Below are 17,164 nucleotides of genomic sequence, written 5' to 3'. Positions count from 1 at the left end.
CCTAGTGCGCCATCAGCACGGGGATCGTCATGCTTTGCAGTATCGTGCGCGTGACGCCGCCCAGGATGGTCTCGCGCAAGCGCGAATGGCCATACGCTCCCATCACCAGCAAATCGGCCGACAGGTCGGCCGCCTGCGACAGCAGCGCTTCGCCGATATCGCCGCGCCGCACGCCACCGCCATCGAGCAAATGCAGGCGCGCCTCCACGCCGTGCCGCGCCAGGTAGTGCGTCAGCTCGGCGCCCGGCTGTTCGCCATGCTCGGTGGCATGCACCTGGGCATCGAAGATGGCTACGTGGACTTGCCCCGCGCGCTGCAGCAGGGGCAGGGCGGCGCTCACTGCGCGGCTCGCTTCCTTGCTGGCATTCCAGGAAATGAGCACATTGCGCGCGGCCGCCGGCGGCGCCAGCAGGGGAAGCGGCGGCGCATACGGCACGATCAGCACGGGGCGGCCCGAATGCAGCAGCACATAGGCGGGAAAGTCGCGCATCACGGACGGCGATTTATCCTTGGCATTGTATTGGCTGATGACGACCAGGTCCGCATAGCGGGCCAGCTGGCTAATGCCGCCCGCCGCCTCGTCGTCGAGCACGCGCTGTTCGAACGAGGCGACGCCGGCCGCGCGCACCTGTTGTTCGAAACCGTCGAGGGCGCGCGTGGCCCGTTCGCGCAGGAAATTGAGGTGCAAGCTCAGGTTCGGGTCGGCATCGAGGTCGGGCTGGTTCTGGTACAGCAGGCGCGACACGCCCGTCAGCGCTACGCCCGTCAGGTGGCCGCCGCAAGCTTGGGCGATGCTGGCGGCCGTTTCGATGCGGGCTGCGCGCCCGGCGCTGTCGTCGATGTGGAGCAATACGGTCTTATACGTCATGGCCTGGCCTCTCGCTGTGCAGTAGTGGCCATTCTGGCACAATCCGGGGTGCCGGCCGCGCACGACTGCATCAGGCTGAGCACTTGATCTGGCGCAAAGCTGGCGATAAGAACTGCTCCTACACTTGATCCCACGCAGAATAACCATAACAAGCGGGGAGGGACAGCAATGAGGGAACAGAAGGTAGCGCTGGTCACAGGCGGCATGGGTGGGCTGGGCACGGCCTTGTGCCGCCGGCTGTATGCGGCGGGCTTTGCCGTCGTGGCGGCGCACACGCCTGGCAATGCGCGCGTCGGAAGCTGGCTCGACGAGCAACAGGCGCAGCAGTATTATTTTCATCCCTTGCCGCTCGACGTGAGCGATTTCGATGCCTGCAGCGTAGCCGTGGCAGGCGTGCTGGCGCAGTTTGGCCGCATCGACGTGCTGGTCAACAACGCCGGCATCACGCGCGACCAGAGCATGCGCAAGATGGAATTGCCGCACTGGGCCGAGGTCATGCGCACCAATCTCGACAGCCTGTTCAACATGAGCAAGCAGGTGCTCGAACCGATGCTGGCCAAGCGCTGGGGCCGCATCATCAATATCTCGTCCGTGAATGGCCAGAAGGGCGCATTTGGCCAGTGCAACTACGCGGCCGCCAAGGCGGGCGTGCATGGCTTCAGCAAGGCGCTGGCGCTAGAAGTGGCGCGCCACGGCATCACCGTCAACACGGTCTCGCCCGGCTACCTGCGCACGCAGATGGTGACGGCCGTGCCAGCCGATATCCTGGAAACGAAGATTTTGCCGCAAATTCCCCTGGGTCGCCTGGGCGAACCGGACGAGGTGGCGGCCCTGGTGGCCTACCTGGCGTCGGACGAGGCGGCGTTCGTCACGGGCGCAAACATCGCCATCAATGGCGGACAGCACATGAGTTAATCAAGCCGAGTCAAGCAAGTTGAGTCAAGCAAGCTGAGTCAGGCGAGCTGAGTCAGGCAAGCGTGCAGCTTGCAGCAGGGCAATGGCAGTAGAGGAGACCCGTCCACCCAGCCGGCACACAGACGCTGGCGGACAGACGGATGGCAGTTGCTAGACAACAGGGGGCAGGGTAGTGATGCCTTGCCCTTTGTTGTTGCGCAGTCATGGTGGCGAGCGCTGGGCTTTTTCCAGCCGTGTCTGGCAATCGATGCACAGGAGCGCCTCGGGGCGCGCATTCAGACGCGACAGGCCAATGGCTTCGCCGCAGTTGTCGCACAGGCCGTAGCTGCCATCGGCAACCTTGACCAGTGCGTGCTTGATGATGGCCAGCTGTGCCTGATTGTGCTCGGCCGCTTCGCTGACGAGGTCGTTCAAGGTGCGCACGCTGGCGTTGTCGGCCGGCGAGGCTTCGATTTCATTGAGCAGCGAGGCGCGCGCATCCGCTTCGGCCGCTTCGTTCTCTATCTGTTCCAGCAACGCCAGCTTGCGTTGCTCCAGCACGCCTTGCAGGTGCTGCAGCTGGTCTTGCGGCAATCCATTCATGGTCATCACCCGGTAAGAGCTTATTGTCATCATGGTAATCCAAGATTGGCAGCTCTGCTTGCGCCACTACCTGCGCCGCATTTGACGCGACGCAGGCAGGCATGGGCCGTTCTAAGCTGGGTCCTTCAGGCAGTTGACCATCCAGGCGACGCCGAACTGGTCTTTCAGCATGCCGAAGCGCTTGGCCCAGAATGTTTCCTCCAGCGGCATCTGGATATTGCCGTCCCGCGCCAGCGCGTTGAAGGCCTGTTCCGCTTCCTCGGGCGTGTCGAGGGTCAGGCAGACGGCGCTGCCGCTCATGCCCTTGGCGCCATCTTCGGTGCAGCCACCGTCCGAGCCCATCAGCATGGTGGGACCCAACTGCACGGAGCCGTGCATGATCTTGTCGTACCAGTCTTCCTTGACTTGGTCCTGGGCTGGCGAGCCCCGATACGGCATCAGGTACAGCCTGTCGCCATGCAGGTGCTGGCGGTAGTATTCCAGCGCTTGCGCGCAATTTCCATTGAATTGCAAATACGGTTCGATACGCATATTGGCCTCCTCTGGTTGGCCCGCCGACACGATTGCCAGGCCGGGACGTCCCAGTATAGGCGCTCGCCGGCCAAATTCAATCAGTCCGGCGCCATCTCCTGCAACCGCTCACGTACCTTGCCCAGGGTGCCGAGGATGCGCTCGGGATTGCCGGCGAGGACGGCGCTGCCCAGGTGCAACAAGCTCGTCGCCAGGCTGATCCAGTGCCGCACGTCGTCGTTGCGGGCGATACGCAGGCGCACCGTGTCGAGCAGGCCGCTGAGGTGGCGCTGCGCCGTTTCCAGGCCGGCCACCGTATGCCCGGCGGCATCGGCATACAGCTGGTTGGCTTGCTGGCGCAATGCCACTTCCAGGGCGAAGACGGCCTGTGCCTGGCTGTGGCTGATACCGTTTTCTCCCTGGCTGGCGCGCTTGCGGATGGCGCGCATGACGGCACCATGCAGGGTGACGGCCGCCTGCGACAGGCTATCGGCCAGTTGCTCGACGCGTATGGCGCTGCTGAGAGCCGCTTCGCGTCGTTCGCTGCTTAGCGATCCGTCCATCGTGCCTCCGTGGTGGTGAGGGCGGCAGCGAGCTGGGCGTGTTCGCACCCCAGTGCTGCCAGTTTCCGGCGCGCCAGCGTATGGCGCAGGCCAATCAGCCGATATTCCTCGGCTTTGCTTTGCTGCATGTTTTTCGCCAGCACGGCCAGCAGGCGCTGCTGCGGCGTGTCGGCATACGCGATGTCCACGTCCAGCAAGCCGAGCACGATGTCGCGCTCGTTATCACCGCTTTTGTCGTACAGCAGCAGCAAGTTGTCGAGCGCGGCCAGCAGGGCTTGCAGCGGCGCGTCGCCGTCGTGCAGCACTTGTGCCAGGTGCGCCTGCTGGCTGGCCGCGCCGCCAAGGCGCGATAGTTGCTGCAGCAACAGGGTGTAGGCGCTGACATGGCGGTCGTCGATGCCGCTGCCAGGCCAGGCGCGGATGGCGGCGCCAGCACCAGCCAGTTCGGGCTGCACGTCATACGCATCGGCTTGCGCCAGCCGGCCCAGCGCCTGCAGGTACAGGCGCACGGCTTGCGTCAGGCGCGCGACATCCGCTTGCGCGGCGTGGCGCTGCGCATCGAGCAGCCGTTCGCGCGCGTCTTCGGCCGGTGATAGAAAGGGACGGGCGCGCTGGTAGCTGTCCACGTGGCGTTGCGACAGTTCGCTGAAGGCGTTCAGGGCATCGGTGCCGGCGGCAAGGGCGCGTACTTGCGCGAGGTCGGTACGTGGAGTGGTGCAGCCGCACAGGACTGCAACCAGGCAGAGGCGCAGGCAAAGGGTGCGGCGATGGCGGGCGGGCAGGGCGAACACGTCACCTCTCGACAGGAAATACTGTATGGAAAGGTATTGTCGTGTCGCACTGCGCTGCCCGCCTTGTGCGGGCGCAAGCGCGTTGCGATCAGTTGCCTATCGCGCGCGCAATGTTTGATGTGCCCGTCAATTGCTCTCGCCAGCCCAGTCCGGCCACGGTATCGCTGGCGGGACGGTATTCGCAGCCGACCCAGCCTGCGTAGCCGACCTGGTCCAGCAGCTTGAACAAGTGGCGATAGTTGATCTCCCCCGTGCCCGGTTCGTGACGGCCCGGCGTGTCGGCGATCTGGATGTGGCGGATCAGGGGCAGCATGGCGCGGATAGTATTGCTCAGTTCGCCTTCCATGCGCTGCATGTGATAAATGTCGTATTGCAAGAAAATATTGCTGCGCTGACAGTCGGCGATGATGTCGGCCGCCTGCTGGCTATGGTTCAGAAAGTAAGCGGGCATGTCGTAGTGGTTGATCGGCTCGATCAGTACGTTGATGCCGTGTGGACGGCAGGCGTCGGCCGCACATTGCAGGTTGCCGATCAGGCATTGCCGCGCCCGCTCCTGGCTCATGCCGGGCGGCACAATGCCAGCCATGCAGTGCAACTGTTTCGCCCCCAGCGCTAGCGCATAGTTGAGCGCCAGTTGCACGTTGCTGTGGAATTCCTCGCGCCGGCGAGGATCGCAGGCGATGCCCCGTTCACCATGTTCCCAGTCGCCGGGCGGAAAGTTGAACACGGCCAGTTGCAGGTGGTGGCGTTCCAGCCGCATGGCGATCTGGCGCGCCTCGACGGCATAGGGAAACAGGAATTCGACGGCATCGAAGCCCGCTTCCCTGGCGGCGGCAAAACGGTCCAGGAAGGGCAGTTCGGTAAACATCATGCTGAGGTTGGCAGCGAAGTTCGGCATGGCAGCACGCAGGTGAGGACGATAGACACTATCCTAGCCCAAATTGGCAATTGGTGGCGTGCATAAAAAAACCGTTCCAGAAGCAAGTTCTGGAACGGTCTTATCGTCTTTTTAATCAAGACAAACGCCGCCTGAAAGCGTAGCGAGCGGCAGTGATATTGCGTCGAGTCGCGCAGCCGTACTGGCGTACGGCGAGCAAGGCAAACGCAATAGCGCCCCGCGCAGCAGCTTTAAGGCCGCGGTTTAGCGGCCGCGGCCGCCGGAACGGTGATTCGCTGCCGAACGCGGCGCATTGCCGCTACGGTTGCCACCACCGCCGCCCGCTGGGCCGGCGCTGCGTGGCTTGGCGCCGCTGCCGCCGGTTTTCACGCGCACCACGGCGCCTGCTGGCGCGCGGCTGTTGTTGCGATGACCACCGGTGCCGCTGCGCAATTGCACAGGCTGGGCGCGGGCGTTCAGGTCTGGCTCGAAGCCTTCGATGACTTCGCGCGGCAGGGTTTGCTTGATCAGCTTTTCGATGTCTTTCAACATTTCGTGCTCATCCACGCAGACCAGCGACACGGCTTCGCCCTTGGCGCCGGCACGGCCCGTGCGGCCGATACGGTGTACATAGTCTTCCGGAATGTTCGGCAAGTCGTAGTTGACGACGTGCGGCAACTGGTCGATATCGATACCGCGCGCGGCGATGTCGGTGGCGACCAGCACTTGCAAGGTACCATCCTTGAACTCGGACAGCGCGCGCGTGCGCGCCGACTGGCTCTTGTTGCCGTGGATGGCCAGGGCGCCAATGCCGTCCGCGCCCAGTTGCTCGACCAGTTTATTGGCGCCATGCTTGGTGCGCGTAAACACCAGCACTTGCGTCCAGTTGTTCGATTTGATCAGGTAGGACAGCATCGGGTGCTTCTTGTCGCGGTCGACGGGATGGATCTTTTGCTTGATCACTTCCACGGTCGAATTGCGGCGCGCCACTTCGATCATGGCTGGCTTGTTCAGCAAGCCGTCGGCCAGGGCCTTGATCTCTTCCGAGAACGTGGCCGAGAACAACAGGTTCTGGCGTTTTGGCGGCAGCACGGCCAGTACTTTCTTGATGTCGCGGATGAAGCCCATGTCGAGCATGCGGTCGGCTTCGTCGAGAATCAGGATTTCCACTTTCGACAGGTCAACCGTACCCTGGCCCATGTGGTCCAGCAGGCGGCCCGGCGTGGCGACGAGCACGTCGACGCCGTGTTTGAGCTGCTTGATTTGCGGGTTGATGCCGACGCCGCCGAAGATTACGGTGGAGTTCAGCTTGGTGTATTTGCCGTAGGTGCGCACGCTTTCCTCGACCTGCGCGGCGAGTTCGCGCGTCGGTGCCAGGATCAGGGCGCGGATCGGGCGCGTGGAAGTGTTGCTGGTGATGGCCGCGCCATTCGCGTCAGTCGACAGGCGGTGCAGCACGGGCAGGGTGAAGCCGGCCGTCTTGCCGGTGCCGGTCTGTGCGCCGGCAAGCAAGTCGCCGCCAGCCAGCACGGCGGGAATCGCCTGCGACTGAATCGGGGTCGGCACGGTGTAGCCGTGTTCGGTAACGGCACGTACGATAGCGTCGGACAATCCGAGGGAGGAAAAGGACATGGTAACTTTATTGTGAGATCGGCCTGTCGCCATCGTGGGGCGCCAGTCGCAGGCAATCAGATTAGGGGTCGAAAGACAGCGGCAAGGGGACTGGTCATATGTGCCGCACACGCGAAGTATAACAGCATGGCAAAAACGCGCCTGTTTTGTTTCAGGTTTGCAATGCCGCAAGTAAAGAAAAGTAAGGGCGCGCTTCGTATTGTCGTTCTTCCCTATTATTCCCTGCAGCACTCCATGCGCGGGACTCACCGTGGCGCCGGGGTGTTCATTCCTGGAGGATTATCATGCGTATCGCCGATCTTCGCATCGCCACCCGCCTGTATGGCGGTTTCGGCACCATCGTCCTGTTGCTGGCCGCCCTGGTCACTGTCGCCACACTGAATGTCTCACGGCTGGGCGACGCCAATGCCATCAATACCCACACTTACCAGGTACTCGCCGAAAACAGTGCGATCCTGGAAAGCCTGATCAACATGGAAACAGGCCAGCGCGGCTACGTGATCACGGGCGCGGAGGCATCGTTGGAGCCCTACAAGGCGGGTCAGGCCGGGTTTGGCACGCACCTGGCCACGGCGCGCGCCTTGACTATCGATAACCGGGCTCAGCAGGAGCGCCTGGCGAAGCTCGATATTGCCAAGCAAGCCTGGCTGGCTGGCGCGCTCGAGCCCGTGATCGCCATGCGGCGTGCCGTGGCGCAGGGCACGGCCGCCATCGAGCCTGTACTGGCGCTGGTGAACGAGGGCCGGGGCAAGCAGGGCATGGATGGCATGCGGGCACTGCTGGGCGAAATCGGCCAGGCGGAAACGACGCTGCTGGCGCGGCGCTCGGAAGCGGCGGCGGCCTTGCAGGCGCAGGCGCATTGGACCTTGCTGGGCGGCGGCGCGGTGGCGCTGATCCTGGCCGCCATGATCGCCTGGTGGCTGGCGCGTAACATCAGCACGCCGTTGCGCTCGGCGATCAACGTGGCCAGGCAGGTGGCGCAGGGCGACTTGACGGTGCAGGTGGAAGTGCGCTCAAAGGATGAGACGGGCGAGCTGATGCAGGCATTGAAAGACATGACGACCAGCTTGCTGCGCATCGTCACCGAAGTGCGCGGCGGCACGCAGGCCATCGCCACGGCATCGCGCCAGATTGCCTCGGGCAATATCGACTTGTCCGCGCGCACGGAACAGCAGGCCAGTTCCCTGGAAGAGACGGCGTCGTCGATGGAGGAACTGACCAGCACGGTACAGCAGAACGCGCAGAATGCCAGCGAGGCCAACGGCCTGGCGGCGTCGGCCTCGGCCGTGGCCGGCAAAGGCGGCGCAGTGGTGGCGCAAGTGGTGGACACCATGGGGTCGATCAACGACTCGTCGCGCAAGATCGTCGACATCATCGGCGTGATCGACGGCATCGCCTTCCAGACGAATATCCTGGCCCTGAACGCGGCCGTCGAGGCGGCCCGGGCGGGTGAGCAGGGGCGCGGCTTTGCGGTCGTCGCCACCGAGGTGCGCAACCTGGCGCAACGTTCGGCCAGTGCCGCCAGGGAAATCAAGGCTCTCATCAACGACTCGGTGGCGCAGGTGGAGAGTGGCGCGCGCCTGGTCGACGAGGCGGGCCACACCATGCGCGAGATCGTCGATAGCGTGCACAAGGTCAGCAGCATTGTCGGGCATATCTCGGCCGCCAGCGACGAGCAGCGGGCCGGCATCGAGCAAGTCAACCAGGCGATCAGCGAGATGGACCAGGTGACCCAGCAAAACGCCGCGTTGGTGGAAGAGGCTGCCGCAGCGGCGGAATCCATGCAGGAGCAGGCCGCCCGTCTGGCCGATGCGGTGAGCGTGTTCACGACAGCGCAGGTGGACGCCATTCCGGCGCTGGCTCCCCGTCCCATCGTGCGCCATCCCGCGCCCGTGGTGGCAGCGCGCGCTGTGGCCCGTCTTCCCGCCAGGGCAGTGGCGCCCCGCGCGCCACAAGCTCTGGCGGGAAAACAGCATTCGGGAGGAGATGAGTGGGAAGAATTCTAATGATTCAGCGCATGCGACATTTGTCGCAAATAGGGCTTGCGCGCGTGTGACTGTTGTCGCATAATTGTGTCAATAGTCACTAGAAGGAATCACCATGAGCACGCCCTCCGTCACTGAACTATCGTTATTGAAAGCCCTGTGGAAAGAGCAGCCGCTTTCCGCGCGTGAGTTGCACGCCCGCGTGGAAGATGCGCTGGGCTGGTCGTTTTCATCCACGCGCAAGACCCTGGAGCGCATGCTGGACAAGGGCATGCTGCTGCAGCGCAGCGTGCACGGCGTACTCGTCTATGAAGCCAATGTGGACAAGGTGGCCACCCTGGCCGCGTTCGCCCATGACTTCGGCCGCCGCGTGATGGAAATCGATAGCCCCTTGCCGGTCAGTATGTTTACAGGCAGCAAACTGGTGGACCAGCAGGAACTGGCGGCGCTGGAACAACTGCTGCACGACTGGCCTCTCGACAGCAAGGAGTAAGCGATGAGCTTGTTTACCCTGACTTTGCTGCAGGCAACGGCTGCCTGCCTGCTGAGCGGCTGGCTGCTGCAAGGCTTGCTGTACCTGGGGCAACGGCGCTGGCCTGCGCTGGCGGCGCAGCGCAGCGTGTGGCTCGGCGCGCAATTGGTGCTGGCCGCCGTGTTTGTGCTGCCGCTGTTGCCTGACACGCGACAGCTGAGCGTGGTGCCCGGGGTGAGCGTGCCGGTTTCCCTGGCCAGCGCAATGCCCGGCATGGCGATGGCCATGGATGCGCCAGTTGCCGGGCTGCCATCCGGTGCTGCGTGGCTGTCCCTGGTTCCGGCCGCCTGGAGCCTGGTCTATCTGCTGGGCGTCGCTTGCACAGCCTGGCGCTGGCAGTGTGGCCGCGCCATGTTGCGCACCTTGCTCCGGCTGGCGCAGCGGCGCCGGCTGCATGGCATGGATGTGCTGGAAGTGGATGCGCCTATTTCGCCGATGCTGGTGGGCGTATGGCGGCCGCGTCTGCTGCTGCCGGCACACCTGGCGCAATTTACGCCCGAACAGCAGCAAATGGTGATCGCCCATGAGTTGACCCATGCACGCCGCCGCGACCCCTCGCTCCTGCTGCTGGCCACCATGCTGCAGGCGCTGCTGTGGTTCAATCCGGCCGCACGCTGGCTGTCCGGCAAGCTGGCTTGGGCGCAGGAGCTCGGTTGCGACCGCCAGGTACTGGCTGGCCGCCCTGCGCGCCAGCGCCAGCAATATGCGGCGGCGCTGGTCAAGCAGCTGGGCCTGCAGGCCCAGCCGCTGCCAGGGTTGGCGTTTGGCGGCGGCCGCCTGGCCGAGCGCCTGCTGCGGATGCGTGACGGGCAGGATCGCTTGCCTCCGGCCTTGCGGGCACTGACGGCGCTGCTGCTGTGCGCCATCGGCGCGGCCAGCCTGGCGCTGCAGCCGGCACTGGCGTGGGCGGTGGCTGGCGCACCGGCAGCCGTGCTCGCTGCGCCAGCCCCGGCGCCAACTGTCTGGCGCAATCCCCTCGATACCATGCGTGTGACCGGCTTCTTTGGCGTGGTGCGCGAGATGACGCCGCAAGGCCATGGCGGCATCGATTTGGGCGCCAGGCGCGGCACGCCCGTGCATGCGGCGGCCGACGGCATCGCCAGCGTCAGCGAAGATGCGCGCCTCGGCAAGGCCGTCCGCATTGATCATGGCGGTGGCATCGAGACGCTGTATGCGCATCTCGACCGGGTCACGCTCACGACCGGCATGGCCGTCACGGCAGGGCAGGCCATCGGCTCAGTGGGCGCCACGGGCCTGGCGACGGGGCCGCATTTGCATTTCCAGGTCAGCCATAACGGGCGCTTGCAGGATCCGCAGCAGTGGCTGGCCGGCCTCGATGCCAACGCCAGCGCGCGCGCCTTGCGCATGCGCAAGGAGCAGTTCGGCCGCTGACGCCTGCAGGCCGGGCCGGCGCGGCGCGCCTGGCCCGGTGACCGTTCATCCTTTTTGGAATTCCCATGCGATTGAGTATTCTCTTGTGCAGCCTCGCGCTGCCGTTGACGGCGCACGTCCGTGCCGACGACACCCTTCCTTCCGTGACAGTCAGTGCGGGAAAAATGGACCAGCGCCGCAGCGACTCTGTCGCCGGCATCGTCGTCGGCCACGATGAGCTGATACGCCAGGGCGACCGCGTGCTGTCCGATGCCTTGAAGCGCCTGCCCGGCGTTACCATCGGCGCGCCGGCCGGCACGCCTTCGGGCACGACTGGCGGGCAAATCCAGCTGCGCGGGCTGGGACAGGGGTATACCCTCGTCATGCTCGACGGCGTGCCCGTGCCGGCCGGTTTTTCGCTCGACTCTCTGGACCCGGAACTGGTCGAGCGCGTGGAAATCATGCGCGCCGCCACGGCGGAGTTTTCCGCGCAGGCGATCGCCGGCTCCATCAACATCGTGCTGAAAAGATCTGGCAAGCGGCGCGAGCGCACCTTCAAGCTGGGTAGCTCGGCCAGCAACGGCATGTCCGCCGGCAGCGCTGGCGTGCAATGGACGGACCGGGACGGGCGCCTGTCGTATGCGCTGGCCGGCACGCTAGGCCACACAGGGCGCCGGGGTTTGCTCGATGAATGGAACCGCGAATATGCTGCCGGTGGCACGCCCACGGTAGTGCGCCACATGCCGCTGACCGAGCGCGTGACCAGTGATACGTTCGAGCTGGCGCCCCGATTGCAATGGGCGCTGGCGGGCGAGGGCAGCCTGGCCTGGCAAAGCCTGCTCAATGTCCGCCGCCTGGCCAGCCGCCGTCATGTGGTGGAAACGGCTTACCTGGGCGGTCATACCGGGTATCCGGACAACGACGCCGCCTTCAATCAGGACAGCAGCACCGTGCGCAGCGATCTGCACTGGCTGCGCAAGCTCGAACATGGTGCCAGCCTCGATGTAAAACTCGGCCTCGATGTCAACCACCGCAGCAGCGATTATCTGTTCCAGGGTGTCGGCGCCGTGCCCGGGCCGGCGAATGTGCGCCTGGTCGATGCGGGCGTGGACGATGTGGGCGTGCAGGCCAGCGGAACTTATCGCCGGACTCTGGGCGAGGGGCACGCGCTGGCGGCGGGCTGGGAAGCGGGCCACCGGCGGCGCGCGGATTTTCGCCGCGAGCGACAGCTGGAACCGGGCGGGCCGCCTGTCTTGCCGGAAGAAGAGTATGTGGCCACGGTGCGGCGCCTGGCTCTGTTCGCGCAGGATGAATGGGAGGTGTCCGCGCGCTGGTCGCTGTATCTGGGCCTGCGCTGGGAAGCCTGGCGCACGGCCAGCGCCACCGGTGGCGCGGAGCCCGTCGACGTGCGCGCACAGGTGTGGAGCCCCGTGCTGCAAAGCCTGTGGAAGTTCGCTGGCAAGGATCAAGTGCGCCTGGCCATCACGCGCACCTACAAGGCGCCGCAGATTTTCCAGCTGATCCCGCGCCCCTATATCGTCGACAACGGCAATAGTCCCACGAACCCCGACAACCAGGGCAACCCTGCGCTGCGCCCTGAACTGGCATGGGGCCTGGATGCCGCCTACGAATACTACCTGGGCGAGGGGGCCATGTTGGGTGCCAGCGCTTCGCTGCGCACGATCAGCGACGTCATGCTGGACCGCCTGCACCTGGCCAACGGGCGCTGGTTGGCCGGGCCCGTCAACAATGGCCGTGCGCAGGTGCGCAGCATCGAGCTGGAAGCGAAGCTGCCGTTGACGGCGCTGTTTGCCGGTGCCCCTGCGCTGGACCTGCGGGCGAATCTGGCGCGCAACTGGTCCGCGGTGGACGCCGTCCCCGGCCCATACAACCGCCTCGATGGCCAGCTGCCGTGGAGCGCCAACCTGGGCGCGGATTACCAGCTGGCCAACAGGCCGCTGACCCTGGGCGGCAACCTGCATTACCAGGCGGGAGGGCTGTCGCGCGAGTCAAGCCAGCTGCTGGCCTGGCAGGGCGCCCGGCGCGAGCTGGATATTTATGCGCTGTGGAAGTTCAGCGAGCAGCTGCGCCTGCGCGTGTCGGGCGCCAACCTGCTGCGGCAGCCTGAGCGCACGCGCAGCCTGTATGCGGATGGCGCGGGCAGTGCCCTGCGCACGGTCGCTGCGGGCACCTACCGCAGCTGGCGGGTGATGCTGGAAGGCGCCCTGTAGCTTCAGTCGTCGATCTCCTCGACGGCATGCGGCACGCCCTGCGCATCGAGGTAGGAGCGCAGGGCGTCCAGGCCATGCCACGCCTCCGGGCGCAAGGACTGGCAGATATACAGGCCGGCATTCGTCAGCCTGACGTCCGTGTCGGGCATGTTGCTGGGCGCCTGCGGCCGCGCCGCCAGCAGTTGTTCGAGGTGCTGGCGCTGGCCCGGCGTCAGGCTGGCCGTGATCCTGAATTCAAATCCCATGTTTTTCTCCGTGTAGTTGGTCTCGGTGTGCTTATTTTGTATCATCGAAAAAATCGAATATAGCTTGGTATTCTTTCCGTTTTTGTTTTCAATTTGATGCATGCATACTGCATATCACTGACCCGCAGCATGCTGGCGCAAGAAGAAAGGCGCTACATTGCGCGGGAGGGACACGATTATTTTTATATTCAATTATTTTCACGAGGAAAACATCATGCCTGTCGCCACCGCCCAAGCCGCACAAAAACTGCTGACCCCGAACGATCATACCCTGATCATGATCGATCACCAGTCGCAGATGGCGTTTGCCACCCGCTCCATCGACCTGGCCCTGCTGCGCAACAATGCGGCCCTGGTGGCCAAGGCGGCGGCCGAATTCACGGTGCCGACGATCCTGACGACGGTGGCCGCCAAGTCCTTCTCCGGCCCCATCTTCGACGAAATCCAGTCCGTCTTCCCGGAACAGGCGCCGGTCGACCGCACCAGCATGAACACCTGGGAAGATGCCCGCATCGCCGACAAGGTGAATGGCTACGGCAAGGACAAGATCGTGCTGGCGGGCCTGTGGACGTCCGTCTGCATCGTGGGCCCCGCGCTGTCGGCGCTGGAGCAGGGATTCGAGGTGTACGTGATCGCCGATGCCAGCGGCGACGTGTCCGATGAAGCGCATGCGATGGCCATGCAGCGCATGATACAGGCGGGCGCGCAGCCGATGACGTCCGTGCAATACTTGCTGGAACTTCAGCGCGACTGGGCCCGCGGCGAGACCTACAACGAGACGGTGGCGACGGCCGTGGCGCACGGCGGCGGCTATGGCCTGGGCTTGATCTACGCCAAATCCATGTTCAACGCCAGCGAAGGCCATTGAGATTTTATTGATATCACGCCACCGCCGCCCTACGGCGGGGCGGTATCATTCACCTGAATCGGGAGTTCCCATGCACGCTAGCACGATTTTACTCAATGGCCGTTTCCATACGGTCGACAGGACGCAGCCGCTGGCGTCCGCCGTCGCCATCGCCGATGGCAAATTTCTCGCCGTGGGCGACGCTGAAGACGTGATGCGCCATCGCGGTCCCGCCACGCAGGTGATCGACCTGGATGGCCGCACGGTGATTCCCGGCCTGAACGACTCGCATTTGCACCTGATACGAGGCGGCTTGAACTACAACCTGGAATTGCGCTGGGAAGGCGTGCCCTCGCTGGCCGACGCCTTGCGCATGCTGAAAGATCAGGCGCTGCGCACGCCAAATCCGCAATGGGTGCGCGTGGTGGGCGGCTGGACGGAATTCCAGTTCGCGGAAAAACGCATGCCCACTCTCGATGAAATCAACGCGGCCGCGCCCGACACGCCCGTCTTCATCTTGCACTTGTACGACCGCGCCCTGCTGAACCGCGCCGCCCTGCGCGCCGTCGGCTACGATAAAAATACGCCGAACCCGCCGGGCGGCGAAATCGTGCGCGACGCTGCCGGCAACCCCACCGGCTTGCTGATTGCCCGCCCGAACGCCATGATTTTATATGCGACCCTGGCGAAAGGCCCGAAATTGCCGCTCGATTTGCAAGTCAACTCCACGCGCCAGTTCATGCGCGAACTGAATCGCCTGGGCATCACCAGCGCCATCGACGCGGGCGGCGGCTTCCAGAATTATCCCGAGGATTACGCCGTCGTCGATGAGCTGGCGCAAAAAGAGCAGCTGACCATCCGCATCGCTTACAACCTGTTCACGCAGAACAAGGGCGCGGAATTGCAGGACTTCCAGAAGTGGACCGGCATGGTGAATCCCGGCGACGGCACGGACTTTTACCGGCATAACGGCGCCGGCGAAATGCTGGTGTTTTCCGCCGCCGATTTCGAGGATTTCCTCGAACCGCGCCCGGAGCTGGCGGCCGGCATGGAAGACGAGCTGGAAAAGGTCGTGCGCCACCTGGTCGAGCAGCGCTGGCCCTTCCGCCTGCACGCTACCTATGACGAATCGATCAGCCGCATGCTCGACGTGTTCGAAAAGGTCAACCGCGACACGCCTTTCGGGGGCTTGCACTGGCTGTTCGACCACGCGGAAACCATCAGCCCCAAAAATATCGACCGCGTCAAGGCGCTGGGCGGCGGCCTGGCCATCCAGCACCGCATGGCTTTCCAGGGCGAGTACTTTGTCGAGCGCTATGGCGCCGACGCAGCCAAGGCGACGCCGCCAGTGCAGCGCATGCTGGATGCGGGCGTGCCCGTGGGCGGCGGCACGGATGCAACGCGGGTCGCCAGCTACAACCCGTGGACGGCGCTGTACTGGCTGGTATCGGGGCGCACCGTGGGCGGGCTGGCCCTGACGGATGCAGCGGGCAGATTGTCGCGCGATACGGCGCTGGAACTGTGGACGGCGGGCAGCGCCTGGTTTTCCAGCGAACAAGGCAAGAAGGGACGTATCCGCGAAGGCATGCTGGCCGACCTTGCCGTGCTGTCGGCCGATTATTTCACGCTGCCGGAAGAGGCGATCAAGTCCATCGAATCCGTGCTGACCATGGTGGGCGGCAAGATCGTCTACGGCCAGGGGGCATTTTCCTCCCTGTCGCCGCCTTTGATTCCCGTGCTGCCCGAATGGTCGCCCGTGCGCGCGGTGCCGGGCCATTACCGTCCTGCAGCCAAGCCGGCGCAAGCCTTGCTGCCGCACCAGTGCGCGGGCGCCTGCGGCGTGCATGCCCATGCCCACGACAGGGCACGCAAGTCGGCCGTGCCGATTGCCGACTTTTCCGGTTTCTGGGGCACGCTGGGCTGCAGCTGCTTCGCGTTCTAGGAGGCGACATGCGCTACCGGAAAGTGATGCTGGGCCTGCTGCTGGCCTTTGTCGTGGGTTTTGTCTGCCAGTTGGCACGCATCCCCGTACCGGCGCCGCCCCTGCTGGGCGCCGCGCTGCTGGTGTTTCTGACCAGCTGCGGCTACTGGTTGACGGACCTGTACCTGCAGCGCCGTGCATTGACGGGGGAGGCGCCATGAACGTGATGCTGGCCGGCTCCGTGCTCGGCGTGCTGGTGGGCGTGGCATGCCGCTGGTTCGACCTGCCATCGCCCGCGCCACCCACGCCGACAGGCGCGGCGATGGTGGTGGCCATGACCCTGGGTTTTGTCGTGGCGGGGCATTTCAGCCCCTGAATGCAAAAAAACCGGCCAGAGCCGGTTTTTTCGTGGGAGCTGCTTGTGTTACATCAAGCGAATGGCGTCAGCAAGGTAATCATCTGGCCAAAGATCTTCGGGCTGGCGGCGATGACGTCGCCCTTGTACAGGTAGTCCGATTCGCCGCTGAATTCACCGACGATTCCGCCCGATTCCGTGATCATCAGGGCGCCGGCGGCGATATCCCATGGCTTCAAGCCTTTTTCGTAGAAGCCGTCCAGGCGGCCGCAAGCGACGTAGGCCAGGTCCAGTGCGGCCGAGCCGGCGCGACGTACGCCCTGGCTGCGTTCACCCATGATCGCGTACATCTTCAGGTATTCATCCAGCGCGCGGGCGCTGCCGGCCACGTAGCCGGTGCCCAGCAGGGCGTTCGAGATGCGGTCCAGCTTGGTCACGCGGATGCGTTTTTCGTTCAGGTAGGCGCCGGCGCCCTTGGTGGCCGTGAACAGGTCGTTGCGTACCGGATCGTAGATGACGGCTTGCGTGACGACGCCGCGATGCGCGAGCGCGATCGAGATGCAGTATTGCGGGAAACCGTGGATAAAGTTGGTGGTGCCATCGATCGGGTCGATGATCCACTGATATTCATTCTCGTCGTGCGAGTTGGCGGAAGCTCCCGATTCCTCAGCCAGGAACGCGTGGTCCGGGTAGGCTTTGGACAGCACCTCGATAATGGCTTGTTCAGCCGCCTGGTCGACGTCAGTGACGAAATCGTTATGTTGTTTTTCCGTGACGACGACGCGGTCGAGGTCAAAAGAGGCGCGATTGATGACGGCGGCGCCGCGGCGGGCGGCTTTGATCGCCGTGTTGAGCATTGGGTGCATGTGAGCTTCCGTTAAAAGCACGCGACCGCCCAGCGTCGCCTTTCGGCGCCGGTACGATAGAGTGCAAGAATGA

Annotated in this window: 18 protein-coding genes; 9 read left to right on the top strand and 9 right to left on the bottom strand. The window is 64.5% G+C overall.

The features are described 5' to 3' along the window. Position 1 precedes the first annotated feature (1 nt). On the bottom strand, positions 2-868 hold the full coding sequence (locus tag ACQ4WZ_RS14350; RefSeq protein ID WP_101480386.1) for a universal stress protein: 867 nt from the start codon (positions 866-868) through the stop codon (positions 2-4). A gap of 168 nt (positions 869-1,036) precedes the next feature. On the opposite strand from ACQ4WZ_RS14350, the gene phbB reads away from it, so the two are divergent. Further along, the gene (gene phbB / locus ACQ4WZ_RS14345) at positions 1,037-1,783 is read left to right on the top strand and encodes an acetoacetyl-CoA reductase (protein ID WP_101480387.1); all 747 of its coding nucleotides are present in this window, start codon (positions 1,037-1,039) and stop codon (positions 1,781-1,783) included. 201 nt (positions 1,784-1,984) lie between these two features. On the opposite strand, the gene ACQ4WZ_RS14340 is transcribed toward phbB, so the two are convergent. The 6 genes from ACQ4WZ_RS14340 to ACQ4WZ_RS14315 all read right to left on the bottom strand — a co-directional run bounded on the left by ACQ4WZ_RS14340 (position 1,985) and on the right by ACQ4WZ_RS14315 (position 6,738). Then, positions 1,985-2,398: a TraR/DksA family transcriptional regulator gene (locus ACQ4WZ_RS14340; protein ID WP_243858197.1), complete on the bottom strand. Its 414-nt coding sequence runs from the start codon at positions 2,396-2,398 to the stop codon at positions 1,985-1,987. 78 nt (positions 2,399-2,476) lie between these two features. Continuing rightward, a complete protein-coding gene (locus tag ACQ4WZ_RS14335) occupies positions 2,477-2,896 on the bottom strand; it encodes a VOC family protein (RefSeq protein ID WP_101480389.1) in 420 nt (139 codons plus the stop codon). Between the two features lie 80 nt (positions 2,897-2,976). Beyond that, on the bottom strand, positions 2,977-3,438 hold the full coding sequence (locus ACQ4WZ_RS14330; RefSeq protein WP_436573729.1) for a hypothetical protein: 462 nt from the start codon (positions 3,436-3,438) through the stop codon (positions 2,977-2,979). Continuing rightward, positions 3,423-4,229, bottom strand: a complete 807-nt coding sequence (locus tag ACQ4WZ_RS14325) for a hypothetical protein (protein WP_436573728.1) — start codon at positions 4,227-4,229, stop codon at positions 3,423-3,425. Before ACQ4WZ_RS14325 ends, ACQ4WZ_RS14330 begins: the two co-directional genes overlap by 16 nt. Before the next feature lie 88 nt (positions 4,230-4,317). After that, on the bottom strand, positions 4,318-5,127 hold the full coding sequence (gene otnI / locus ACQ4WZ_RS14320) for a 2-oxo-tetronate isomerase (RefSeq protein ID WP_101480392.1): 810 nt from the start codon (positions 5,125-5,127) through the stop codon (positions 4,318-4,320). 243 nt (positions 5,128-5,370) lie between these two features. Next, complete coding sequence (locus ACQ4WZ_RS14315) at positions 5,371-6,738, bottom strand: DEAD/DEAH box helicase (protein WP_101480393.1); 1,368 nt, start codon at positions 6,736-6,738, stop codon at positions 5,371-5,373. Between the two features lie 284 nt (positions 6,739-7,022). Here ACQ4WZ_RS14315 and ACQ4WZ_RS14310 point away from each other — a divergent pair, with 284 nt between their 5' ends. From ACQ4WZ_RS14310 to ACQ4WZ_RS14295, 4 genes are all read left to right on the top strand, one after another. After that, positions 7,023-8,744: a methyl-accepting chemotaxis protein gene (locus ACQ4WZ_RS14310; protein ID WP_436573727.1), complete on the top strand. Its 1,722-nt coding sequence runs from the start codon at positions 7,023-7,025 to the stop codon at positions 8,742-8,744. A 94-nt stretch (positions 8,745-8,838) separates the two neighbouring features. Further along, positions 8,839-9,216 (top strand): BlaI/MecI/CopY family transcriptional regulator, encoded by a 378-nt coding sequence (locus tag ACQ4WZ_RS14305; protein WP_101480395.1) that lies wholly within the window; start codon positions 8,839-8,841, stop codon positions 9,214-9,216. Positions 9,217-9,219: 3 nt separating this feature from the next. Continuing rightward, positions 9,220-10,647 carry a peptidoglycan DD-metalloendopeptidase family protein gene (locus tag ACQ4WZ_RS14300; RefSeq protein WP_436573726.1) on the top strand — a complete coding sequence of 476 codons (1,428 nt, stop codon included), beginning with the start codon at positions 9,220-9,222 and terminating at the stop codon, positions 10,645-10,647. A gap of 65 nt (positions 10,648-10,712) precedes the next feature. Continuing rightward, complete coding sequence (locus ACQ4WZ_RS14295; protein WP_436573725.1) at positions 10,713-12,857, top strand: TonB-dependent receptor plug domain-containing protein; 2,145 nt, start codon at positions 10,713-10,715, stop codon at positions 12,855-12,857. A gap of 2 nt (positions 12,858-12,859) precedes the next feature. On the opposite strand, the gene ACQ4WZ_RS14290 is transcribed toward ACQ4WZ_RS14295, so the two are convergent. Continuing rightward, a complete protein-coding gene (locus tag ACQ4WZ_RS14290; RefSeq protein WP_143452511.1) occupies positions 12,860-13,102 on the bottom strand; it encodes a hypothetical protein in 243 nt (80 codons plus the stop codon). A 214-nt stretch (positions 13,103-13,316) separates the two neighbouring features. On the opposite strand from ACQ4WZ_RS14290, the gene ACQ4WZ_RS14285 reads away from it, so the two are divergent. The 4 genes from ACQ4WZ_RS14285 (at position 13,317) to ACQ4WZ_RS14270 (ending at position 16,246) form a co-directional block, all read left to right on the top strand. Further along, a complete protein-coding gene (locus ACQ4WZ_RS14285; protein ID WP_101480399.1) occupies positions 13,317-13,970 on the top strand; it encodes a hydrolase in 654 nt (217 codons plus the stop codon). A 70-nt stretch (positions 13,971-14,040) separates the two neighbouring features. Next, entirely contained in the window at positions 14,041-15,891 is a 1,851-nt protein-coding gene (locus ACQ4WZ_RS14280) for an amidohydrolase (RefSeq protein WP_436573724.1), read from the top strand. An 8-nt stretch (positions 15,892-15,899) separates the two neighbouring features. Beyond that, entirely contained in the window at positions 15,900-16,091 is a 192-nt protein-coding gene (locus ACQ4WZ_RS14275; protein WP_101480401.1) for a DUF1427 family protein, read from the top strand. After that, a complete protein-coding gene (locus ACQ4WZ_RS14270; RefSeq protein WP_101480402.1) occupies positions 16,088-16,246 on the top strand; it encodes a DUF1427 family protein in 159 nt (52 codons plus the stop codon). The genes ACQ4WZ_RS14275 and ACQ4WZ_RS14270 overlap by 4 nt, the downstream gene beginning before the upstream one ends. Positions 16,247-16,299: 53 nt before the next feature. Here the strand turns inward: ACQ4WZ_RS14270 and ACQ4WZ_RS14265 are convergent, their stop codons facing one another. Continuing rightward, positions 16,300-17,082: an inositol monophosphatase family protein gene (locus ACQ4WZ_RS14265; RefSeq protein WP_035826389.1), complete on the bottom strand. Its 783-nt coding sequence runs from the start codon at positions 17,080-17,082 to the stop codon at positions 16,300-16,302. Positions 17,083-17,164 lie beyond the last annotated feature (82 nt).

This window comes from Janthinobacterium darwini, assembly GCF_051380905.1.
Lineage (GTDB): Bacteria > Pseudomonadota > Gammaproteobacteria > Burkholderiales > Burkholderiaceae_D > Janthinobacterium.
Note: the sequence above shows the minus strand (reverse complement) of the source record. Positions and strands in the feature narration are given on the sequence as shown.